Genomic DNA, 21,720 nt, shown 5'->3' with positions numbered 1-21,720 from the left:
GGTGGTCATCACGGGGGGAGCGGGGTTCCTCGGCTCGCACCTGGCGACGCTCCTGGTGGCGCGCGGCGACGAGGTCGTCGCCGTGGACGACCTCTCGTCCGGCTCGACGGCCAACGTCGCCCACCTCGCCGATCACGAGCGCTTCACCTTCGTCGAGCAGGACGTGAGCCGCGACCTGCCGGTCGACGGCCCCGTCGACGGGGTGGTCCACATGGCCAGCCCGGCCTCGGTGAAGGACTACCTGGACCGACCCATCGAGACCCTCGACGTGGGCAGCCTCGGCACCCGCCACGGCCTCGAGTTGGCCCGGGCCACGGGGGCTCGCTTCGTCATGGCCTCCACCAGCGAGGTCTACGGCGACCCGCTCCAACACCCGCAGACCGAGGCCTACTGGGGCAACGTCAACCCCGTCGGGCCCCGCAGCGTGTACGACGAGGCCAAGCGGTTCTCCGAGGCGCTGACCATGGCCTTCCATCGCACCCACGGGGTGAGCGTGGGCATCGTGCGCACCTTCAACACCTACGGACCGGCGATGCGTCCCGAGGACGGGCGGGTGGTGTCCAACTTCCTGGTCCAGGCCCTCCGTGGCGAGCCCCTCACCGTCTACGGCGACGGCACCCAGACCCGCAGCTTCTGCTACGTCGACGACCAGGTGCGCGGCTACGCGGCATTGCTCGACACGCCCGGGTTCACCGGGCCGGTGAACATCGGCAACCCCAACGAGTTCACGATGCTCGAGCTCGTCGAGCAGGTGCTCGCGGTGACGGGCTCGTCGTCCGAGGTCGTCTACGAGCCGCTCCCGGTGGACGACCCGACGCAGCGCCGGCCCGACATCTCGCTCGCTCGGGAGCGCCTCGACTGGAAGCCCACCATCGAGCTCGCCGAAGGTCTCGAGCGCACCGCCGACCACCTGCGCGAGCGCCTCGGCCTCTAGGTGTACTCGGGCCCAGGGCGCGACGGCCGAGGGGGCCGGATCAGACCGGGCGGGCCTCGGCCTCGTCGCGGTGGGTGAGGTACCAGTCGTGGGTGCGGGCGAGCCCGTCGGCGAACGAGGTGGACGCCTTGAAGCCGAACGCGGACTCCGCCCGGCCGGCGTCGACACGCCGTCGGGGCTGGCCGTCCGGCTTGGAGTGGTCCCAGCGGACCTCGCCCTCGAAGCCGGTGACCTCGACGATGATGTCGACGAGCTCGGAGATGGGCGTCTCGTGGTTGGCGCCGAGGTTGACGGGCTCGCCGTCGTCGTAGTGCTCGGCGGCGAGCAGGATGCCCTCGGCGGCGTCGTCGACGTAGAGGAACTCCCGGCTGGCGGCGCCGGTGCCCCACACGACGATGTGGTCGTCGCCCGCCTCCTTGGCGTCGACGCACTTCTTCATGAGGGCGGGGATCACGTGGGAGACCTCGGGGTGGAACTTGTCACCCGGGCCGTAGAGGTTGGTGGGCATGAGGTAGACGGCGTTCTGGCCGTACTGCGCCCGGTTGGCCTGCGCCTGCATCAACTGGGCCAGCTTGGCGATGCCGTAGGGGGCGTTGGTCTCCTCGGGGAAGCCCTGCCAGAGCGAGTCCTCGTGGAACGGGACGGGGGTGAACTTGGGGTACGAGCAGATCGTCCCGATCATCACCGTCTTCGGCGTCTCGCGACGGCGGGCCTCCTCGAGCACGTAGGTGCCCATGAGCAGGTTGTCGAGGTAGAGGTCGGCGGGGCGCTTCTGGTTGGCGCCGATGCCGCCCACCCGCGCCGCGAGGTGGATCACGAGGTCGGGCTCGACGTCGGCGAACATCGCCTCGGCGGCGTCCGCCCGGCGCAGGTCGTAGTCGGCGCTGCCGGGCGCCACCACGTGAGGGGCCGACCGCGCCTCGAGGCCGGCGAGCACGGCTCGGCCGAGGAAGCCCCGGCCACCCGTCACCAGCACGCGTCGATCAGCCCAGAACGCACCCATGGGTCGCAATCGTACCGGGGGTCCTGACACACTCCTGCGGTGACTGGGGTGCCCCGGGTCGCCGTGACCCTCGAGCAGTGCTGGCATGCCGTCCCCGGCGGCACCGCCACCTCGGCCCTTGCCGCCACCGCCGCCCTCGACCGCCGGAACGACGTCGAGCTCGTCGGGGTCTCGGCCCGCCACGGCGGCCCACCGCCGGCCCCCTTCGTGCCCCCCATCGACACCCGGCCGATGCCCTTGCCGCGCCTCGCGCTCTACGAGTCCTGGCACGTGCTGCGCCGACCGTCGGTGCAGTCCGCCACGGGCCCGATCGACGCCATCTGGGTGACGGGCGGGGCCGTGCCCCCGCGCTCGGCGCCGATGGTCGTGACCATCCACGACCTCGCCTTCCTCCATCGCCCGGAGCACTTCACCGCAAAGGGCCGCCGGTTCTTCCGTCAGGCCACCGCCTGTGCGCGGCGGGACGCGGACCTCGTGCTGTGTCCGTCGCAGGTCACCGCCGACGACTGCGCCGAGCACGGCTTCGCCCCGGACCGCCTCCGCGTGGCGCCGTGGGGGGTGGACCAACGCCGAGCCGACGCGGGCGAGGTGGCCGCAGTGGCCGGCCGTCACGGCCTCGACCGCCCCTACGTCCTGTCCGTCGGCACCGCCGAGCCCCGCAAGAACCTGGGCGCGGTGTTCGCGGCGTTCGCCCGCCTCGATCGTGACGACCTCGACCTGGTGGTCGTCGGTCCCGACGGCTGGCGGGAGGACGTGGCCGCGCTGGCGGGGTCCGTGTCCCGCGACCGGGTGCGCCTCCTCGGCTTCGTCCCCGCCGGCGACCTGCCGGGCCTCTACGCCGGTGCTTCGGTGTTCTGCTACCCGAGCCTCTTCGAGGGCTTCGGCCTGCCGGTGCTCGAGGCCATGGCCCAGGGCACGGCGGTGGTCACCTCGACCGGCACGTCGATGGCCGAGGTGGGCGGGGACGCCGTCGTACTGGTCGACCCGGCCGACCACGGCGCCGTCGCCGGTGCGTTGGGCGCCCTCCTGGACGATCCGGAGGAGGCCGCCCGGCTGGGTGCGGCCGCCCGCGCCAGGGCAGAGTTCTTCACCTGGGACCGCACCGCCGAGCAGGTGGCCGCCGCCCTCCGCGAGGTGGCGGCGTGACCCCCGACGACGAAAGCGGTCACGTGGCGGAGCCGAGCGGAGCCGCAAGTCGAGTAGGCGTGAATCTGCTGTGGCTGGTGCCCGGGGTGGTCGGGGGGAGTGAGGAGTACACCATCCGCACCCTGCTGGGCTTCGCCGAGCAGGGGCGGGACGACCTCTCGGTCACGGTCTTCTGCCTGCGCCCGTTCGTCGACGCCCACCCCGAGGTGGCCGACGCCTTCCCGACGGTCACGCTCCCGATGACCGGCCGGGAGAAGTCGATGCGCCTCGCCGCCGAGAGCTCGTGGCTCGGTTACCAGTGCCACCACCACGACATCGAGCTGATGCATCACGCCGGCGGCATCATGCCGCCCCTCCGCGGCGCTCCCGGAGTGCTCACCATCCACGACCTCCAGCCGTTCGTGATGCCGGAGCACTTCAGCCCCGTGAAGCGGAACTTCAGCCGCATCGCGATCCCGCGGTCGGTGAAGGCCGCCCGCCTCGTGCTCACCCCGAGCGAGTTCACCCGCCAGTCCGTCGTCGAGCTCCTCGATGCCGACCCGGACGACATCGTGGTGGTGCCCCACGGCGTGTCGCCCGACCCGGCGCCCGGCGCGCCCGAGGAGGTCGTGCGGGAGCGCTACGAGCTGGGGGAGCGGCCCTTCTTCGTGTTCCCGGCCATCACCTACCCGCACAAGAACCACCTGCTGCTCGTCCGGGCGCTCCCGGCGGTCGCCGATGCCGTGCTGGTGCTCACCGGTGGTGCGGCGCAGCTCGAGCGTGCCGTCCTGGCCGAGGCCGAGGCGCTGGGCGTCGCCGATCGCGTGCGCCGCCCCGGCCGCGTGCCCCGCGCCGACCTCGACGGGCTGCTCGACGCGGCAACCGCACTGTTGTTCCCCTCCACCTTCGAGGGCTTCGGCGCACCCGTGCTCGAGGCCATGAGTCGAGGGTGCCCGGTCGTGGCGTCGGACGTGACCGCCCTGCCCGAGGTGGTGGGCGACGCCGGTATCTTGCTCCCGCCCGACGAGCCCGAGGAGTGGAGCCGGGTCATGCTGGACCTCGTCACCGATCCCGAACGCGTCCGCGTCCTCGCCGAGGCCGGACGCGCCCGCGCCGCCACCTACCCCTGGGGCCGGTCGGCCGACGCCTTGCGCGGCGCCTACCACCGGGCCCTGGAGCCGTCGTGAACCTCACCGTCATCTGCCCTCACTTCGCCCCCGACCTGGCCCCCACGGGCGAGGTCATGACGAGCATCGCCGAGGGCTGGGTGGCCGAGGGTCACCGCCTCCATGTCGTCACGGCACTGCCGTGGTACGTCCAGCACGCCATCGAGCCGGGCTGGGAGGGTCGCCTCGTGCGCCACGAAGACGTCCCGTGGGGCCGCATCACCCGGGTGCACCCGTTCCCGACGGACAAGACCAACATCCCGGCCCGCGCCCTGGCCTTCGGCGGCTTCACCGTGCTGTCCGGCCTCGTGGCCGCCCTCGGGCGCACCCGACCGGACGCCGTTCTGGCCATGTCGCCGCCGCTCACCCTCGGCTTGGCCGGTTGGCTGGTGGCGAAGGCACGGCGGGTGCCCTTCGTGTTCAACATCCAGGACGTGTTCCCCGACGTGGCCATCGAGGCGGGGGTGCTCACCGGCCGGCGGGCGGTCGACGCCGCGTACCGGCTCGAGCGGTTCACCTACGAGCGGGCCGACGCGGTCACCGTCCTCTCCGACGACCTCCACGACAACGTGGTGTCGAAGCTGCCCGCGACCCAGGCGGGCAAGGTCCACGTCATCCCCAACTTCATCGACACCGGCCGCATCGGGCCGGGCGAGCGGGAGAACGCCTACCGACGCGAGTACGGGCTCGAGGGCAAGACCGTGGTCATGTACGCCGGCAACCTCGGGTTCTCCCAGCCCGTCGAGCTGCTCCTCGACGCCGCGGCGGCCATGCAGGACGACCCGAGCGTCGCGTTCGTGGTCAACGGCGGGGGATCGGCCAAGGACGCGCTGGTCCGCCGGGCCAAGGGGCTGCCCAACGTCACCTTCGTGGGCCTGCAGCCGAAGGAGCGGCTCGCCGAGGTGCTGGCGGCCGCCGACATCCACGTCGTGCTGCTGCGCTCCGGCCTGGCGCGCGCCAGCGTCCCGTCGAAGCTCTACTCGATCCTCGCTGCGGCCCGCCCCCTCGTCGCCTCGGTCGACCCGGGCACCGAGGTGGCCAACACGGTCGAACGGGCCGGGGCGGGCGTGTCCGTGCGCCCCGGTGACGCCGAGGCGCTCACCAAGGCCCTCCGCCAGCTCATCGAGCAGCCCGAGGAGGCACGCGCCATGGGCGAGTCGGGACGTTCCTTCGTCGAGAGCTGGCCGTCGCCGGCGGAGATCGCCGCCCGCTACAGCGAGCTCTTCGCGTCGCTGGCCCGGTAGCGCTGAACCGAGGGGTCGCGTCCGGCCGGGTGAACCCGGCGGCGTGCACGGGAACCCAGGTGGTCGGCGGGTAGCCTTGGCGACCCTATGGGCAAGGCATCGTCAGCGAAGAAGGTCGCCCGCGTGGCGCGAGCCGGCGGCAGCGCGAAGTCGTCGAAGCGGGCGAAGCCGCTGTTCCCGGTCTCGATCGGGCTCATCGTCGTGCTGGGGGTGGCCCTCATCGTGTTCGCCCGGTCCTCGCAGGACGAGGCGGCGGCCGAGGCCCCCGTGGCCAACCAGGACCACTGGCACGCGGCCTACGGCATCCGCCTGTGCGGCGAGGGCTTCGCCGCCCCGATCCAGGTGCAGGACGACCCCGTCGGCATCCACACCCATGCCGACGGCATCATCCACGTCCACCCCTTCACCAATGCCGCCAGCGGCGAGAACGCGAACCTCGGCGAGTTCTTCGACGCCGCCGGTGTCACCATCGACGACGACGAGATCGACCTCGGCGGTGAGACCAGCGTGAAGGAGGGCGAGGACACGTGCGGCGCCGACGACGAGCCGGGCATCGTCCAGGTGGCGGTGTGGGAGAACGCTCGCGAGGCGGACTCGACCGAGCCCGAGATCATCACCGAGAACATCCGCGACATCCGCTTCGCCAACGACTCGATGGCGTTCACCATCGCCTTCGCCCCCGAGGGCGCCGACATCCCGCCGCCGCCCACCATCCCGACGCTCGACAACCTCAGCGACGTCGAGCCCACCGGTGCGGGCGCCGGCGCCGGCAGCACGGCCACGACGCTGTTCGACCCGGCCACGGCGACCTCGGTGCCCGCGGCCACGGCGGGCGAGTCCACCGCGACCACGGTGGCGTCGACTCCCACCACCGCAGCACCGTGAGGGCCGTCGTGCTCGTGGGCGGGTTCGGCACCCGCCTGCGCCCGCTCACCTCCCACACGCCCAAGCAGATGCTGCCCGTGGTCGATCGCCCCATGATCGAGCACGTGGTCAGCCACCTGGCGGAGAAGGGCGTGGACGACGCCGTCCTCTCGCTGGGGTACCGCCCCGACGCGTTCCTCGAGGCCTACCCCGACAGCCACTGCGCCGGCGTGGCCCTGCACTACGCCGTCGAGCCCGAGCCCCTCGACACCGCCGGCGCCATCCGCTTCGCCGCGCTCGACGCCGGCATCGACGACACCTTCGTGGTCCTCAACGGCGACGTGCTCACCGACTTCGACCTCGGGAAGTTGCTCTCCCGCCACGCCGAGGCCGGCGCCGAGGGCACCATCCACCTGACGCCGGTCGACGACCCGTCTCGCTACGGCGTCGTCCCCACCGACGAGGAGGGCCGCGTTCAGGCCTTCATCGAGAAGCCGCCGCGCGAGTCGGCGCCCAGCCGCTGGATCAACGCCGGCACCTACGTGCTCGAGCCCAGCGTGCTCGAGCGCATCCCCGAGGGTCGGCGGGTCTCCATCGAGCGCGAGACCTTCCCCGCCATGGTCGAGGCCGGCTCGCTCTACGCGGTCGAGTCCGACGACTACTGGATCGACGCCGGGACACCGGCGGCCTACCTCAAGGCCCAGCTCGACCTCATCGACGGCCACCGGGCCGCCGGGGCCGTGGCGGGCGTGAGCGAGTCCGCCTCGGTGGTCGGCGCCACCGTCCGCCACTCGGTGGTCATGGCCGGCGCCGTGGTCGACGACGGCGCCATCGTGGTCGACTCGGTGGTGCTCCCCGGCGCCCATATCGCCTCGGGCGGCGAGGTCACCGGCTCCATCATCGGCCCGGGAGCCTCGGTCGGCGAGGGCGCGGTCGTCACCGGTCTGTCGGTGGTCGGGGACGACGCAATCGTCGAGGAGGGCGAGGTGCTCGACGGCGAGCGCCGCCCCGACGAGGAGGGCACCCGCTGATGAAGGCGCTGGTCACGGGCGGGGCCGGCTTCATCGGCTCCACCCTCGTCGACCGCCTGCTGGCCGAGGGCCACCAGGTCGACGTGGTGGACAACCTGTCGTCGGGGAAGCTGGCCAACCTGGCCGATGCCCGGGCCGGCGCCGGTCACCGGGTCAACTTCCACCAGATGGACATCCGCGACGCCGGCCTCGGCGAGCTGATGGCCCGGCAGGCGCCCGAGGTGGTGTTCCACCTCGCCGCCCAGGCCGACGTGCGCGTCTCGGTGGCCCGCCCGGTGTTCGACGCCGAGGTCAACGTCGTGGGCAGCTTGAACGTGCTCGAGGGGGCACGGGCGGCCGGGGCCCGCAAGGTCGTCTTCGCCTCGAGCGGCGGCACCATCTACGGCGAGCCCGACCCGTCCGAGCTGCCGGTCAAGGAGTCCCACCCCCAGCAGCCGCTGTCGCCCTACGGCGTGGCCAAGAAGGTCGTGGGCGACTACCTCTTCGCGTACCGGGCCCTCCACGACCTCGAGTACACGGCCTTGGCCCTCGCCAACGTCTACGGGCCCCGCCAGGACCCCCACGGCGAGGCCGGCGTGGTGGCCATCTTCACGGGTCGGCTCCTCGCCGGCGAGCCCTGCACCATCTTCGGCAACGGCGAGCAGACCCGCGACTTCATCTACGTCGACGACGTGGTCGACGCCTTCGTGCGGGCCGCGGACCGCGGCAGCGGCCTCCTGGCCAACATCGGCACCGGTCGCGAGGTGTCGGTGAACGAGCTCTACACCACGATGGCGGGGGCGGCCGGCGTCACCGACGCCGCCATCCGGGCCCCGGCCCGTGCCGGCGAGCTCGACCGCTCGGCCCTCGACCCGGGCCGCGCCGAGCTCCACCTCGGCTGGAAGCCCTGGACCACCCTCGAGGCCGGCACCCAGCAGGTCATCGACTGGTTCCGCGCTCGCACCTGAGCGACGGCTGGAGCGGCTCGCAGTGGGCCCGGAACCCGCCGCTCGAGTTCTCGGAACGCAGGTGCCGCTGGGAGCGGCAAGACGGTTCCGAGAACGGCGGAGCTAGCGGAAGAGGTCCTCGGCGGGGGAGCGGACGACCTCGTCGTGCACCGAACCGGTGCGGAACCAGCTGCGGTCCACGCCGCGCACCACGGCCACGGGCACGCCGTCGGACTTGCCCATGACGAGCTCGGCGGCGCAGGCGAGCTCGTCGACCACCGCCACCTCGGTGACCTGCATCTCGCGACCCAGCGCGTCGGCGGTGCCCCGCAGGTCGAGGATCGCCCCGATGCCGGCGCAGCCGATGGCCACGTCGGTGACGCCCCGCCGCCAGGGGCGCCCGAAGGTGTCCGACACGATGACGGCCACCTCGACGCCGGCGCGGGCCCGGAGGCCGTCGCGGATCCGGCGGGCCGAGCGGTCGGAGTCCTCAGGAAGCAGCGCCGCCTGGCCCCGTTCGACGTTGGACAGGTCCACGCCGGCGTTGGCGCACACGAAGCCGTGCTTCGTCTCGCTGATGACGAGGTCGCCGCGGCGGCGCAGCACCCGCACCGACTCGTCCTCGACCACCTGACGGTGGCCGCGAGGGTCGTCGGCGTCGACCTCGACCATGGCACCCTCGGCCTTGGAGACCACCTTCTGGGTGACCACCACGACGTCGCCGTCGACCAGCTCGACCGCGCCGGCGATCATCCCGGCGAGGTCGTCGCCGCGCCGCACCTCGGGTAGGCCGTCGACCCCGAAGACCTCGAGTCGGCTCACGCGGTGAGGACGGTGCGGCCGAGGGCGGCGGCCTCGTCGGGGCCGGACATGATCGTCGGCGCCACCACGCAGCGCATCCCCTCGGATTCGACCGCCGGCGCCAGATCGGCATCGGCGTCGTCGATGACGAGCGTGGCGGCGAGGTCCCGGTAGAGGCGGGCCACGCCCACGACCGAGGACTCGTGACCGAGCTCGCGGAGGAGGCGGTCGGCGGGGCCCTTCAGGGCGGCGCCGGCGATGATGGGGGAGACGGCCACGGTGTCGGCGCGGCGGGCCATGACCGCGTCTCGCACCCCCGGGACGGCGAGCAGTGGCCCGATGGACACGATGGGGTTGGAGGGGGCGATGACGACCCGGTCGGCGCCGGCGAGCGCGTCGAGCACGCCCGGCCCGGGGAGCGCTCCGTCGGCCCCGTCGAAGCGCACCGACCGCACCTCGACGGCGTGGCGGCGCTGCACGAAGTACTCCTGGAAGCCGATCTCGGTGACGTCGCCGTCGCCCTGCTCGTCGATGGTGACCATCGTGCGTAGGCGGTCGTCGGTGACGGGCAGCACGGTCAGGCCGAGGTCCCAGCCCCGCACGATCTCCGCGGTGACCTCCGAGAGCGGAGTGCCCTCGGACAGGCGCTGCGTGCGGTAGAGGTGGGTGCCGAGATCCCGGTCCCCGAGGTTGAACCAGGTGATCCCGCCGTAGCGGCGCAGCGTCTCCATGGCCTGCCAGGTCTCGTCGACGAGGCCCCAGCCCGTCTCGGGGTTGATGGCGCCGGCCAGCGTGTAGGTGACCGTGTCGAGGTCGGGGGAGACGTGCAGCCCGTGCAGCTCGACGTCGTCGGCGGTGTTGACGATCGCGGTCACCTCCTCGGCGGGATGGACCGCGAGGACGCCCCGGAGGAGGCGGGCCGCGCCGACGCCGCCGGCGAGGACGGTGATCACGGGTGGGACAGGCCCGAGAGCTTGCCGGTGAGCAGGTCGAGGTCGGCGTCGACCATCATCTCGACCAGCTCCCGGAAGCTCACCTTGGGCTCCCAGTCGAGCTGGCGCTTGGCCTTGCCCGGGTCACCGACGAGCAGGTCGACCTCCGCCGGGCGCATGAAGCGCTCGTCGATCACGACGTGGTCGTTGTAGTCCAGGCCGACCCGGCTGAAGGCGATCTCGCAGAACTCGCGCACCGAGTGGGTCTCGCCCGTGGCCACCACGTAGTCGTCGGGCTCGTCCTGCTGGAGCATGGCCCACATGGCCTCGACGTAGTCGCCGGCGAAGCCCCAGTCCCGCTGGGCCTCGAGGTTGCCGAGGTGCAACTCGGTCTCGCGCCCGAGTTTGATCTGGGCGACGCCGTGGCTGATCTTGCGAGTCACGAACTCGAGCCCGCGGCGGGGGCTTTCGTGGTTGAACAGCATCCCCGACGAGGCGTGGAGGCCGTAGGACTCGCGGTAGTTGATGGTGATCCAGTGGCCGTAGACCTTGGCCACGCCGTAGGGGCTCCGGGGGTAGAGCGGGGTGGTCTCGCGCTGGGGCACCTCGACCACCTTGCCGAACATCTCGCTCGACGACGCCTGGTAGAAGCGGACGTCCGGGTCGACGATGCGCAGGGCGTCGAGGAGGCGGGTGACGCCGAGGGCCGTGGTCTCGCCGGTGAGCACCGGCTGGCTGAACGAGGTCTGCACGAACGACTGCGCGGCGAGGTTGTAGACCTCGTCGGGGCGGTGCTCGCGGAGCACCTGGATCAGGGACGCCTCGTCGAGGAGGTCGCCAGGGGCGAAGGTGATGCGGTCTTGGATGTGCGCGATGCGCTCGAAGTTCACGGTGCTGGTGCGGCGCACCATGCCGATCACCTCGTAGTCCTTGGCCAGCAGCAGCTCGGCCAGGTAGGAGCCGTCCTGGCCGGTGATGCCGGTGATGAGCGCACGCTTCTGCATGGGCCCGTTCTACCCTGGCCGGGTCCCGCCGTCTGCTAAGTGGATTGGCACGTGCCGAATTCGCCCCACCAGCCCGACCCGCACGATCCCGACGCCCGCGAGCGCCTCGGGCGGCGGATCGCCGCGCACCGGGCCAAGCTCGGATGGACCCAACAGGAGCTGGCGGAACGCCTCGCCGTGTCGCGCGTGGCGGTGTCGCACCTCGAGTCGTCGCTGAGCGCACCGGGTGAGCGCACCGTGGCGCTGCTGGCCGGGGTCTTCGGTCTCGAGCCCCACGAACTGGTGGCAGGAACGGACTACCCGGTGGCGAAGGCCGATCGGTTGCCGCTCGTGGTGGCCCGCCACACCGAGCTCGATCTCCAGCTGGCGCTCCTCGACCAGGACCTCGGCTGGATCGAGCACACCCCCGACGCGCACGCCCTGGCGCTGCTCGAGTCGTGGCAGGTGCGAATCGGTGCCTTGGCCGCCGAGCTGCACGACCCTCGTGAGCAGGTGGCCGCGGCCGAGGCCCTCGAGCGCCTGCGCCGCCTCCGCGACGAGCGCCTCACCCCCTAGCGCACCCGTTCCGGCACCTGGATCGTGACGGGGCGGTCACGATCCCGCGACCGGAACGCACGGGATGGGCGGCGGACGGGTCAGGTGTGGGTGGCGGGTGGGTCAGGCGGAGGGGGCGGCGGCGGGCGCCACCACGGTGCGCCAGTGGGCGAGCAGGTCGGCGAGCGTCTGGTGCAGGGGGATCTCCGGCGTCCAGCCGGTGGCCGTGCGCAGCCGGGTGTTGTCCCCCCGGAGCACCGGGATGTCGACCGGGCGTTGGAGGGCGGGGTCGGCCTCGAGGCGCATGGGGCGCTCCGCGAGCTGCACCAGCTGCTCGGCCAGCTCGGCGACGGCCACGTCGTGGCCGCTGCACACGTTGTAGACCTCGCCGGGCTCGCCGTGGACCACGAGGAGCCGGTAGGCCCGGACCACGTCGCGCACGTCGGTGAAGTCCCGGCGGGGGGTGAGGTTGCCGACGGGCACCACGTCGCCCCCCTCGAGCTCGTTGCGGGCCACCCGGTGGGCCAGGGCCGATGCCACGAAGCGGTCGGTCTGCCCCGCCCCCAGGTGGTTGAAGGCCCGGACCCGCAGGACGCCGAGCCCGCGTCCGAGGAAGGCCTGGAGGGCGAGGAAGTCGGCCGACACCTTCGAGGCGGCGTAGGGGCTGACCGGCCGCAGCGGCGAGTCCTCGTCCAGGGGGAGCTCGGCCTGGGTGACCCGGCCGTACACGTCGGCGCTGCTGACCGCGAGGACACGGGGGACCTCGACCGCGGCACAGGCCTCGAGCACGTTCAGGGTGCCCTCGGCGTTGGCCCGGAAGGTCTCGACCGGAGCGGCCCACGACCCGCCGACGTCGGCCTGGCCGGCGAGGTGGTAGACGGCCTCCGGCTGCACGCGCTCGACGAGCGAGCGCCAGCCTTCGGCGTCGAGCAGGTCGGGCCCCTCGTGGCGGTCCACACCGACGACGACGTCCCCCTCGGACTCGAGGTGGTCGGTCAGGTAGTGGCCCACGAAGCCGTGTGCACCGGTGATGAGGGCCTTCACCGACCCGAGTGTACGGCTCGACGGTAGAGGTCGATGAGCCGGTCGACCGCGTCGTCCCAGGAGTAGCGCTGTGCTCGCTCCGATCCGGCGGCGCGGCAGCGGTCGCGGAGCGCTTCGTCCGACAGCACCCGCCCGAGCGCAGCGGCCAGCGCGGCGACGTCGCCCACCGGCACGAGCACGGCGGCGTCGCCCAGCACCTCGGGGAGCGATCCCGCCGTCGTGGCGACCACGGGCACGCCCGCGCTCATCGCCTCGAGGGGCGGGAAGCCGAAGCCCTCGTAGCGGGAGGGGTACGCGAACGCCGTCGCCCCATGGACGAGCGCGTCCCGATCGGGGTCGTCCACCCAGGAGAGGCGCACGATGCGATCGCGGTGGGCGGCGGCGGCCACCGCCGCGTGGAAGGCATCGGCCCCCCAGCCGTCGGGTCCGGCCACGACGAGGCGGACGTCGGAATCGTGGCCGGCGACCTCGTCGAAGGCGGCGACGAGGCCGGGGAGGTCCTTGCGGGGCTCGACCGTGCCGAGGGCCAGGACGTACCGGTCGGCACCGGCCAGGGCCCGGCCCGCGGCGGGGTCGGCGGGGGAGAGGGGGGTGAGCCCGTCGTGGATGGCCACGACCCGCTCGGGATCGACGCGGAAGTGGCCGCGGATCTCGTCGGCCACGAACGCCGAGCCGGTGTGCACCCAGGCCCCACGGTCGATCGCGGCCTGGATGAGGCCGGGGAAGGCCAGCGTGTCCCGGGTGCAGAGCTCGGGGTAGCGCACCGGGGTGAGATCGTGGACCGACACCAGGGCGGCGCCCCGGGTGGGAGGGACCACGTAGTTGGGGCCGTGCACGAGATCGACGGGCCCGGTCCACCACTCGATGGGCGGCGTGGCCAGGCGCGTCCACGCGGCCCGGAGGGGGCGGGCGGCCATGGGGCGTCCGACGGCGCGGACGCCCTCCGGCACGAGCTCGGCGAGCCGCCCCCGCCCCCGCCAGGTGGCTGCGTAGGCGACCACGTCGAGGTCGTCGCTCGCGCCGAGGCGGGCCAGCACCTCGTAGGTGTAGACGCCGACGCCCGTGCGGGGACCGAACAGGGGAGTGGCGTCGTAGGCGACGCGCAGGCGTGCGGCCATCCCCCCGGTTCTACCTTCTCAGCGGGGCCGACCGGCCATCGGTGCTGCCGGCCGGCGGCTGGACGCCCGGGAAGCGCATGACCGCCCAGCGGGCGGCGGAAGACCTGGCTAGCGACTGAAGACCTGGGTGCCGAACTGCTCGAGGCGTCCCTGGAGCTCGCGGCGCTGCACCTGCACCTTCTGGAAGGTCAGCACACCGGCGCCGACGCCGAGGTAGACGGCGTCCATCGCGACCTCGGCCAGGTCGGCCACCGCGGGGGCCACGCGGCGTTCGAAGAGGTCGGTGACGTTGCCGGACATGCTCACCACGGTATCTGTCGACCGAAACAACAGCAAGCACCCGGCGGCGCTCCGGACCCTGCTCCGGGGTCACCGAAACGGGGTCCGGAGGCGGATAGGTTGGCCCGATCGTGGACTCTCTCCCCGCCGACACTGACGCGCCCGCGAACCTGCCGTCCGTCGTCGCCGTCGTCGTCGCGCACGACCCCGGCGAGTGGTTCGAGGCGACCATGGCCAGCCTCGCCGACCAGGACTACGACCAGCTCGCCGTGCTCGTCATCGACGCCGGGAGCACCGAGCCGGTGCGCGATCGCGTCGGTGCGGTGTTCCCCAACGCCCTCGTCCGCCGCCTCGACGAGAACCCCGGGTACGGCGCCGCCACGAACGAGGCCGTGGCCATGGTCCAGGGCGCGCCGTTCCTGCTGCTGTGCCACGACGACATCGAGCTCGCGCCCAACACCGTGCGGGTGCTCGTCGAGGAGGCCTATCGATCCAACGCCGGCCTCGTCGGCCCCAAGCTGGTCCGCTGGGACGCACCCCGGGAGATCCTCCAGCTCGGCCTGGCGGTGGACAAGACCGGCTACGCCAGCCCCCGTGTCGACCGCGGCGAGTTCGACCAGGAGCAGCACGACGCCGTGCGCGACGTGTTCGCCCTGCCGAGCGCGTGCCTGCTCGTGCGGGCCGACCTCTACGGCGCCCTCGGCGGCTTCGACGAGGCCATCGACTACCTGGGCGAGGACGTGGACCTCTGCTGGCGCGCCCAGGTGGCGGGCGCGCGCGTCGTCGTCGCTCCCGAGGCGCGGGTCTGCCATCTCGAGGCCCTCGGCGACCGTCGCCCCTCGGACGACCGCCGCCGGCTCCAAGCCCGCCACCGTCTGCGCACGTCGATGGTCTGCTACGGCGCCTTCCACCGACTCCGGGTGCTGCCTCAGGCGGCGCTGCTCGCCTTCTTCGAGGTCGTCTACGCCCTGCTCGTGGGTCGGGGGCGTCAGGCGCGCGACATCGCCGGCGCCTGGACGTGGAACCTCCGCCACCACGGCTCCATCCGGCGGGCCCGCAAGCGGCTCAACGCCGTGCGCCAGGTGCCCGATGGCGACGTACGGCCGCTGCAGGCGGGGGGCTTCGGGCGCATCAACGCCCTCGCAAGGGGCCAGATCGGCCGGACCGGCGACGACCGCCTCACCTCGGTGGGCTCGGCCGGTCGCGACCTGGCCACGTTCTTCCGCGAGGGGCCGAGCCGCGCGTCGGCCATCGTCTGGATCGCGGTCGCGGTGTTCCTCGTGCTCGGCAGCCGGCACCTCATCACCCGCGAGATCCCGGCCATCGGACAGTTCGCGGCCTTCCCCAGCTCACCCACCGACCTCCTCCGTCAGTGGGCGAGCGGCTGGTCGGCCGCCGGGTTGGGCTCCGAGGCGCCCAACCCCACCGGCTTCGGGCTGCTCGGCGGCCTCGGCTACCTCTCGCTCGGGGCCATGGGCCTCCTGCGCAAGGCCCTCATCCTCGCCATGCTCCCCCTCGGCGCCTTCGGTGCCTGGCGCCTCCTGGCGCCCACCCGCTCGAGGTGGACGCGCCTCATCACCCTGATCGTCTACGTGGCCATCCCGGTGGCCTACAACGCCGTGGCCCTCGGGCACTGGGGCGGCCTCGTGCTCTACGGGACGGCCCCGTGGCTCCTGGCCCGCCTCGCGCGGGCGTCAGGCCTCCCGCCCTTCGCTCCCATCGAGGCACCCCAGGTGACCGACGGTGACGGGGTCGACGCCGACGACCTCCCCGAGCCGACCGAGGGCGTCGTCCCCCGCACCCGGCGCCAGCACGTCCTGGCCCTCGGCGTCCTCCTCGCCATCGTCGCCTGCCTCGTGCCGCTCGTGGTGCCCGTCGTGTTGGTGATGGCCGTGGCCCTCGTCCTCGGCGGCCTGCTCGGCGGCTCGCTCCACGCCGCCGGCCGCATCCTCGGTGTCGCGGTGTTCGGGTCGCTCGTCGCCGCCCTCCTCCAGGTCCCGTGGGTGCTCGACTTCCTGCCGCCGCGCTTCCAGTGGTCGGCGGTCGGCGCCGAGGCCACGGCGTCGACGGGCGGGATCGACCTGCCCCACCTGCTCCGCTTCGACAGCGGCCCGCTCGGCGCCGGGCCCCTGGGCTACGGCTTCCTCGTCGTGGCGGCCCTGGCCCTCCTGCTCGGTCGGGGCTGGCGCCTCGACTGGGCCATCCGGGGATGGGTCCTGGCCCTGGTCTGCTGGGGGCTCTTGTGGGCCACCGAGGCGGGCTGGGTCCCCTTCGGGCCGTCCACGGCCGAGCTCCTGTTGGCGCCCGCCGCCGCCGGCCTGGCCATGGCGGCGGGCCTCGGCGCCACCGCCTTCGAGCGTGACCGGCCGAGCTCGTTCTCCTGGCGCCAGATCGCCTCGCTCGTCGCCGTCGCCGCCCTCGTCCTCGCAGTCCTGCCCAGCCTGGGCGCCATGTTCAACGGCCGCTGGTTCGCCCCTCGCGGTGACTTCGACTCCTCGTTGTCCTTCCTCGATGAGGAGGCGGCCGACACCCCGTTCCGGGTGCTGTGGCTCGGTGACCCCGATGTCGTCCCGCTCTCGGGGTGGGAGCTCGAGGACGACGTCATCTACGCCACCACCGACGAGGGCCAGCCCGATGTCACCGACCTCTGGGCCGGGTCCCCCCGAGGCGCCACCCAGGTGCTCGGCGACGCGCTCGACGCCGCGGGCTCACGCCAGACGAACCGCCTGGGTCGACTCCTGGCACCCATGGGCGTGCAGTACATCATCGTCGTGCAGCAGCTGGCCCCCGCGCCCTTCAGCGACGAGAAGCGACCGGTGCCCCCCAGCCTGACCAGGACCCTCGACGAGCAGCTCGACCTCGAGGCCATCGAGGTCAACCCCGCTCTCGACGTCTACCGCAACATCGCGTGGGCGCCCTCGCGCGCCTTCCTGCCCGGTGCCGACGTCGGTGGCGGCGAGGGCTCGGCGCTCGGGCAGTCGGTGGCGACCGACCTCACCGGTCTCGAGGTGGCCCTTCCCGACGAGGTGCACTTCAACAAGTTCGAGGGCCCCGTCGAGGCCGGCGACGAGGTGTACCTGGCCTCGGCCAGCTCCTCGCGCTGGCAACTGCGCTCGGGCGGCGAGACCGCCGAGCGTCGCGAGGCCTTCGGCTGGGCCAACGCCTTCACGGTCGAGCAGGCCGGGGACGCCACGCTCCGCTATCGCACCGCGGTGACCCGCTACGGGCTCCTCGCCGTCCAGGTCGCCCTCTGGGTCCTCGTGCTCTTCGCCCTGTTCCGGGGCCAGGTGGCGGGCCCCCGCTCCCGACGGAAGGCCCGCCCGTGAAGCCCCACCGCTGGCCCGCCCTGCTGGTCATCCCCGCCGCCCTCGTCGGGTACGTGGTCCTCGACCGCGCCCAGGAGGACACCGCGCCGGTGGTCGACGGCCGCGACGTCACCCAGACCCTCGAGGAGCAGGGCCTCATGCCGGTGGCGGCGCCCGACACCGCCCTCGGCGCCACCTGGTACTGCGCCGGCGGTGTCGTCGGTGACGACGCCGAGCACCTCGTGATCGTGGCCAACCCCACAGACCGCGACCTCACGGGCACCATCACGGTCTACGGCGACGCCGACAGCGCCAACCCCGTGCTGCCCGAGCCCACCGTGGCGACCACCACGACGGCCCCACCCACCGACGGAGAGGACGGCGAGGACGAGGCCACCACCACGACGGCGCCGCCCACCACGACGACCACCGTCCCCGTCACGACCACCACCGAGGTGCCGCCGCCGGCGCCCGTGTCCGCTCCGGTCGACGTGGCCGCCCACTCGAGCGTCGAGGTCGACCTGGGCGACATCGACGGGGTCCAGCCCGGCTTCACCGCTGCGCTGGTCGAACTCAACGGCGGGGAGGTCGTGGTCGAGCACCGCGTGAGCGATGACGACGGGACCGACGTCAGCCCCTGCTCCTCGACCGCGTCGCCCACCTGGTACTTCGCCGCCGGGGCCACCACCAAGGACGCGGTCGAGACCCTGGTGTTCTTCAACCCGTTCCCCGACGACGCCGTGGTGGACGTGTCGTTCCGCACCGACCAGGACCTGCGCACCCCCGAGCAGTTCGAGGGCCTCGTCATCCCCGGCCAGTCGGTCATCGCCCGCGACGTGGGCGAGGTCGTGACCCGTCGAGAGCACGTCTCGGCGAGCGTGGTGGCCCGCTCGGGTCGGGTGGTGGTCGACCGCATCCAGAGCTTCGACGGCAGCGAGGGCGTACAGGGGCTCACCGTGACCCTCGGGGCCCCGGTGCCCGCCGAGGCGTGGTTCTTCCCCGAGGGCACCGTCGGCGAGGGCGTGGACGAGCGCATCGTCGTCTACAACCCGACCGACCAGCGGGCCGAGGTCGACCTCGAGATCATCGTCGACGATCCCGAGCTCACCGGCGAGATCGAGCCCTTCGAGCTCACCGTCCCGCCGGAGGGCTACGAGGAGATCCTCCTGAACGAGGAGGCGCGCATCACGTCGGCCCGTGGGGGAGAGGGGGCCCTGCGCCACGCCACCGTGGTCCGCTCCGTCAACGGTGTGCCCGTGGTGGCCGAACGCCAGAGCATCGGTGGACCCGACAGCGAGTTCGCCGGCGTCGACCTCGTCCTCGGCGCACCGCTCCTCGCCGACGAGGTCATCGTGGCCGCCGGCACCTCGGGCGACGCCACGCAGGCGCTGATGGTCTTCAACCCCGAGTCCGACGCCGGCGCCACCGTCACGGTGTCGGCCCTGGTCGGCGGCGAGGTCGCCGCGGTCGACGGGCTCGACGGGCTCACGGTGCCCGCCGGGCAACGGATCTCCGTGGTCGTGGACGGCGTCGACGACGGCACGCCGCTCGTGGTGTCGTCCGATCAGCCCGTCGTGGTCGAGCGCCGGCTGGTGTTCGACGGCGACGTGTCGAGCGCCATCGCAGTGCCCGTGGCCGGCAGCCTCTTCGAGCCCGGCGGCTGAGCCCGTGGAGCGCCTCCTCGTGGCCGGGGTGCTGCTGATCGGCGCCGTGGCCCTCGCCCTGGTGCTGCGCCGGCGCCAGCCCGACGAGCCCGTGCGCACCTCGTGGGCCGTGCCGACGTGGCTCGACCGGGCCGACTTCTCGTCACCCTCGACCCCGTGGCTCGTCGTGGTGTTCACCTCGGCCACGTGCCGGTCGTGCCAGGACACCGTCGACAAGGCGCACCCTCTGGCCAGCACGGAGGTGACGGTGGAGGAGGTCGAGGTGGGCGCTCGGCCGGAGGTCCACGAGCGCTACGGGATCGAGGCCGTGCCCACCGTGGTGATCGCCGACGCCGAGGGCGCGGTCCGAGGCTCGTTCATCGGGCCGCCCACGTCCGCCGAGCTGTGGGCCCGCGTGGCCGAGGCCCGGGGCGACGGGCCCGCCGAGCGCTGACCGGCCCTTCTCCGGCGTGCCGCGGCAGGGCCTGCCCGGGGCACGGTCTGCCGGGGCACGACGTGATCTGAGGTCCTCGGCCGGGTCCCACCCTCTCGGGGTGCGATGCCCAGGGTCGGGGCCCGCGATCAGTCGTCGGCGGTGATGGTGACGCCTTCGGTGGGGGCGTGCCCGCCATGGCCGGGGTCGGTACTTCCCCCGCTGCTGCCACCACCGTCGCGAGCCAGGGCGATCAGGCGGTTGACCTCGGCGCCGTCGATGGTCTCGTACTCGAGCAGTGCCCGGGCCACGAGGTCGAGGCCCTTGCGCTCCCGCAGCAACGTCTGGCGGCAGCGTTCCTCGCCGGCACGGAGGATCTGCTCGACCTCTTCGTCGATGATGCGGGCCGTCTCGTCGCTGTAGTCGCGGGTGTGCATGAGGTCCTCGCCCAGGAAGACCTGGCCCTGGGACCCCCACGCCATGGGCCCGACCCGCTTGCTCATGCCCCATTCGCGGACCATCTTGCGGGCCAGCTCGGTGCTGCCCACGAGGTCGTTGTTGGCGCCCGTGGAGTACACCCCGAACACGAGCTCCTCGGCGATCCGACCGCCCATGCGCACGACGAGGGAGTCCTCGATGTAGTCCTGGCGGTGGATGTGGCGCTCCTCGATGGGGAGCTGCATGGTGACGCCGAGGGCCATGCCGGTGGGCAGGATGGTCACCTTGTGCACGGGGTCGGCGTGGGTGAGCACCGCTGCGCACACGGCGTGGCCGGCCTCGTGGTAGGCGATGGCCTCCTTCTCGGCATCGGACAGCGCCATCGACTCGCGACGCTGACCCATCAGGACGCGGTCGCGGGCGTTCTCGAAGCTGGCCATGTCGATCTGCTCCTGGCCGTTGCGCACGGCGAAGAGCGCCGCCTCGTTGACGAGGTTGGAGAGGTCGGCGCCGCTCATGCCGGGCGTGCCCCGCGCCACCACGTCGAGGTCCACGTCAGGGCCGATGTGCTTGCCCTTCACGTGGACGTCGAGGATGGCTCGGCGGTCGGCCAGTTCGGGGAGGGGCACGGTGACCTGACGGTCGAAGCGCCCGGGGCGCAGCAGGGCCGCGTCGAGGATGTCGGGGCGGTTGGTGGCGGCCATCATGACGATGCCCTCGGTCGCCTCGAAGCCGTCCATCTCGGACAGCATCTGGTTGAGGGTCTGCTCACGCTCGTCGTGGCCGCCGCCGAGGCCGGCGCCGCGCTTGCGGCCGATGGAGTCGATCTCGTCCACGAAGATGATGGCGCGACCCATCTTGCGGGCGGACTGGAACAGGTCGCGGACGCGGCTGGCGCCCACGCCCACGAACATCTCCATGAAGTCCGACCCGGTGACCGACAGGAAGGGCACCCCGGCCTCGCCGGCGACGGCGCGGGCGATGAGCGTCTTGCCCGTCCCCGGCGGCCCGACGAGCAGCACCCCCTTGGGGATGCGCGCACCGATCTCACCGAAGCGCTCGGGGTGCTTCAGGAAGTCGACCACCTCGGTGATCTCCTGCTTGACCCCTTCGTAGCCGGCCACATCGGCGAACGTCGTGCCGGGTCGTTCCGTGGAGTAGGTCTTGGCCTTCGAGCGACCGATCGACATGATCCCGCTCATCTGGCCCTGGGCCCGGCGCTGCATCCACCAGAAGAACCCGATCAGCAGGGCGACGGGCAGCAACAGCGGGATGAGGGTGGCGAAGATGCCCGACTCGGGGGTCTTGAACTCGACCTCGACGCCCTGCTCGCGCATGGCCGCCAGGTCGGCCTCGGGGATGCCGCCTTCGAGCGGGCCCGTGGTGGTGAACTTCTCGCCGTCGTCGAGCTCGCCGGAGATCTTGGCGTTGTCGTTGTTGATCTCGACGCTCTTGACGTCACCCGCCTCGACGCGGGACATGAAGTCGTCGTAGCTGATGGCCGAGCCGTCGTCGCCCGACGACAGGAGGCTCGAGGCCACGATCGAGGCGGTGACCAGGCCGAGCAGCACCCAGAGCGACCAGCGAGGCCAGCTGCTGTCGGGCTTGGTGGTCCGCGGGCCCTTGCCCGCCGAGGGGGGCGGGGGAGGGGGCGGCAGGTTGTCGGGGCTCACGTGTCCCGCTCCTGGCTCATGACCCAATGCTCGGGCGCGGAGGGGCCACCGCCACGGGCGCCCCCCGCCCTACGCTCGGTGGTCATGAACCGACTCTGCGCGCGCCCCGGCTGCAGTGAGCGGGCGACCGCGACCCTCGCGTACGACTACCACTCGCGCACGGTCTGGCTCGACGGCCTGTCCTACGAGGTCGACCCGGCCAACCACGACCTCTGTACGCGCC

20 protein-coding genes are annotated in these 21,720 nt (G+C 72.8%); 12 read left to right on the top strand and 8 right to left on the bottom strand.

What is annotated here, in order from left to right; translation table 11 throughout:
• The first annotated feature begins 1 nt into the window (after position 1).
• Entirely contained in the window at positions 2–934 is a 933-nt protein-coding gene (locus JNK12_18655) for an SDR family oxidoreductase (protein ID MBL8777966.1), read from the top strand.
• A gap of 40 nt (positions 935–974) precedes the next feature.
• On the opposite strand, the gene JNK12_18650 is transcribed toward JNK12_18655, so the two are convergent.
• Positions 975–1,910 (bottom strand): GDP-L-fucose synthase, encoded by a 936-nt coding sequence (locus JNK12_18650; protein MBL8777965.1) that lies wholly within the window; start codon positions 1,908–1,910, stop codon positions 975–977.
• A gap of 66 nt (positions 1,911–1,976) precedes the next feature.
• On the opposite strand from JNK12_18650, the gene JNK12_18645 reads away from it, so the two are divergent.
• The 6 genes from JNK12_18645 (at position 1,977) to JNK12_18620 (ending at position 8,314) form a co-directional block, all read left to right on the top strand.
• The gene (locus JNK12_18645) at positions 1,977–3,083 is read left to right on the top strand and encodes a glycosyltransferase family 4 protein (GenBank protein MBL8777964.1); all 1,107 of its coding nucleotides are present in this window, start codon (positions 1,977–1,979) and stop codon (positions 3,081–3,083) included.
• 464 nt (positions 3,084–3,547) lie between these two features.
• On the top strand, positions 3,548–4,249 hold the full coding sequence (locus tag JNK12_18640) for a glycosyltransferase family 4 protein (GenBank protein MBL8777963.1): 702 nt from the start codon (positions 3,548–3,550) through the stop codon (positions 4,247–4,249).
• Complete coding sequence (locus JNK12_18635) at positions 4,246–5,472, top strand: glycosyltransferase family 4 protein (protein MBL8777962.1); 1,227 nt, start codon at positions 4,246–4,248, stop codon at positions 5,470–5,472. The genes JNK12_18640 and JNK12_18635 overlap by 4 nt, the downstream gene beginning before the upstream one ends.
• Positions 5,473–5,559: 87 nt before the next feature.
• Positions 5,560–6,357 (top strand): hypothetical protein, encoded by a 798-nt coding sequence (locus tag JNK12_18630; protein ID MBL8777961.1) that lies wholly within the window; start codon positions 5,560–5,562, stop codon positions 6,355–6,357.
• The gene (locus tag JNK12_18625) at positions 6,354–7,367 is read left to right on the top strand and encodes an NDP-sugar synthase (protein MBL8777960.1); all 1,014 of its coding nucleotides are present in this window, start codon (positions 6,354–6,356) and stop codon (positions 7,365–7,367) included. Before JNK12_18630 ends, JNK12_18625 begins: the two co-directional genes overlap by 4 nt.
• Positions 7,367–8,314 (top strand): GDP-mannose 4,6-dehydratase, encoded by a 948-nt coding sequence (locus JNK12_18620; GenBank protein MBL8777959.1) that lies wholly within the window; start codon positions 7,367–7,369, stop codon positions 8,312–8,314. The genes JNK12_18625 and JNK12_18620 overlap by 1 nt, the downstream gene beginning before the upstream one ends.
• Positions 8,315–8,416: 102 nt before the next feature.
• Here the strand turns inward: JNK12_18620 and cofE are convergent, their stop codons facing one another.
• Genes cofE through gmd form a run of 3 tightly spaced genes read right to left on the bottom strand, consistent with a single transcriptional unit; the run spans position 8,417 to position 11,030 of the window.
• Positions 8,417–9,115, bottom strand: coding sequence for a coenzyme F420-0:L-glutamate ligase (cofE, locus tag JNK12_18615; protein MBL8777958.1), 699 nt, complete (start codon positions 9,113–9,115; stop codon positions 8,417–8,419).
• Positions 9,112–10,047 (bottom strand): 2-phospho-L-lactate transferase, encoded by a 936-nt coding sequence (locus JNK12_18610; GenBank protein MBL8777957.1) that lies wholly within the window; start codon positions 10,045–10,047, stop codon positions 9,112–9,114. Before JNK12_18610 ends, cofE begins: the two co-directional genes overlap by 4 nt.
• Positions 10,044–11,030 carry a GDP-mannose 4,6-dehydratase gene (gmd, locus tag JNK12_18605; protein MBL8777956.1) on the bottom strand — a complete coding sequence of 329 codons (987 nt, stop codon included), beginning with the start codon at positions 11,028–11,030 and terminating at the stop codon, positions 10,044–10,046. The genes JNK12_18610 and gmd overlap by 4 nt, the downstream gene beginning before the upstream one ends.
• 51 nt (positions 11,031–11,081) lie before the next feature.
• Between gmd and JNK12_18600 the strand changes: the two genes are divergently transcribed.
• The gene (locus tag JNK12_18600; GenBank protein MBL8777955.1) at positions 11,082–11,585 is read left to right on the top strand and encodes a helix-turn-helix transcriptional regulator; all 504 of its coding nucleotides are present in this window, start codon (positions 11,082–11,084) and stop codon (positions 11,583–11,585) included.
• Between the two features lie 102 nt (positions 11,586–11,687).
• Here the strand turns inward: JNK12_18600 and JNK12_18595 are convergent, their stop codons facing one another.
• The 3 genes from JNK12_18595 to JNK12_18585 form a co-directional block, all read right to left on the bottom strand.
• On the bottom strand, positions 11,688–12,608 hold the full coding sequence (locus JNK12_18595) for a GDP-mannose 4,6-dehydratase (protein ID MBL8777954.1): 921 nt from the start codon (positions 12,606–12,608) through the stop codon (positions 11,688–11,690).
• The gene (locus JNK12_18590; GenBank protein ID MBL8777953.1) at positions 12,605–13,726 is read right to left on the bottom strand and encodes a glycosyltransferase family 4 protein; all 1,122 of its coding nucleotides are present in this window, start codon (positions 13,724–13,726) and stop codon (positions 12,605–12,607) included. Before JNK12_18590 ends, JNK12_18595 begins: the two co-directional genes overlap by 4 nt.
• A 108-nt stretch (positions 13,727–13,834) precedes the next feature.
• The gene (locus tag JNK12_18585) at positions 13,835–14,026 is read right to left on the bottom strand and encodes a hypothetical protein (protein MBL8777952.1); all 192 of its coding nucleotides are present in this window, start codon (positions 14,024–14,026) and stop codon (positions 13,835–13,837) included.
• Positions 14,027–14,136: 110 nt separating this feature from the next.
• On the opposite strand from JNK12_18585, the gene JNK12_18580 reads away from it, so the two are divergent.
• Genes JNK12_18580 through JNK12_18570 form a run of 3 tightly spaced genes read left to right on the top strand, consistent with a single transcriptional unit; the run spans position 14,137 to position 19,407 of the window.
• The gene (locus JNK12_18580) at positions 14,137–17,331 is read left to right on the top strand and encodes a glycosyltransferase (protein ID MBL8777951.1); all 3,195 of its coding nucleotides are present in this window, start codon (positions 14,137–14,139) and stop codon (positions 17,329–17,331) included.
• Positions 17,328–18,974 carry a hypothetical protein gene (locus JNK12_18575; GenBank protein MBL8777950.1) on the top strand — a complete coding sequence of 549 codons (1,647 nt, stop codon included), beginning with the start codon at positions 17,328–17,330 and terminating at the stop codon, positions 18,972–18,974. The genes JNK12_18580 and JNK12_18575 overlap by 4 nt, the downstream gene beginning before the upstream one ends.
• Positions 18,975–18,978: 4 nt before the next feature.
• Positions 18,979–19,407 carry a hypothetical protein gene (locus JNK12_18570; protein ID MBL8777949.1) on the top strand — a complete coding sequence of 143 codons (429 nt, stop codon included), beginning with the start codon at positions 18,979–18,981 and terminating at the stop codon, positions 19,405–19,407.
• A 128-nt stretch (positions 19,408–19,535) separates the two neighbouring features.
• On the opposite strand, the gene ftsH is transcribed toward JNK12_18570, so the two are convergent.
• The gene (gene ftsH, locus JNK12_18565) at positions 19,536–21,497 is read right to left on the bottom strand and encodes an ATP-dependent zinc metalloprotease FtsH (GenBank protein ID MBL8777948.1); all 1,962 of its coding nucleotides are present in this window, start codon (positions 21,495–21,497) and stop codon (positions 19,536–19,538) included.
• Between the two features lie 84 nt (positions 21,498–21,581).
• On the opposite strand from ftsH, the gene JNK12_18560 reads away from it, so the two are divergent.
• On the top strand, positions 21,582–21,720 hold a 139-nt coding region (locus JNK12_18560), incomplete at its 3' end, for a DUF3499 family protein (GenBank protein MBL8777947.1).

This window comes from Acidimicrobiales bacterium (assembly GCA_016794585.1).
In the GTDB taxonomy this organism is placed as follows: Bacteria; Actinomycetota; Acidimicrobiia; order Acidimicrobiales; family DATDAH01; genus JAEUJM01.
Note: the sequence above shows the minus strand (reverse complement) of the source record. Positions and strands in the feature narration are given on the sequence as shown.

What these genes read in the sequence shown, in the direction of transcription:
- JNK12_18630 (MBL8777961.1), top strand. Translation starts at nt 5,560, where the DNA reads ATGGGCAAGGCATCGTCAGCGAAGAAGGTCGCCCGCGTGGCGCGAGCC.
- JNK12_18620 (MBL8777959.1), top strand. Translation starts at nt 7,367, where the DNA reads ATGAAGGCGCTGGTCACGGGCGGGGCCGGCTTCATCGGCTCCACCCTC.
- gmd (MBL8777956.1), bottom strand. Translation starts at nt 11,030, where the DNA reads ATGCAGAAGCGTGCGCTCATCACCGGCATCACCGGCCAGGACGGCTCC.
- JNK12_18590 (MBL8777953.1), bottom strand. Translation starts at nt 13,726, where the DNA reads ATGGCCGCACGCCTGCGCGTCGCCTACGACGCCACTCCCCTGTTCGGT.
- JNK12_18585 (MBL8777952.1), bottom strand. Translation starts at nt 14,026, where the DNA reads ATGTCCGGCAACGTCACCGACCTCTTCGAACGCCGCGTGGCCCCCGCG.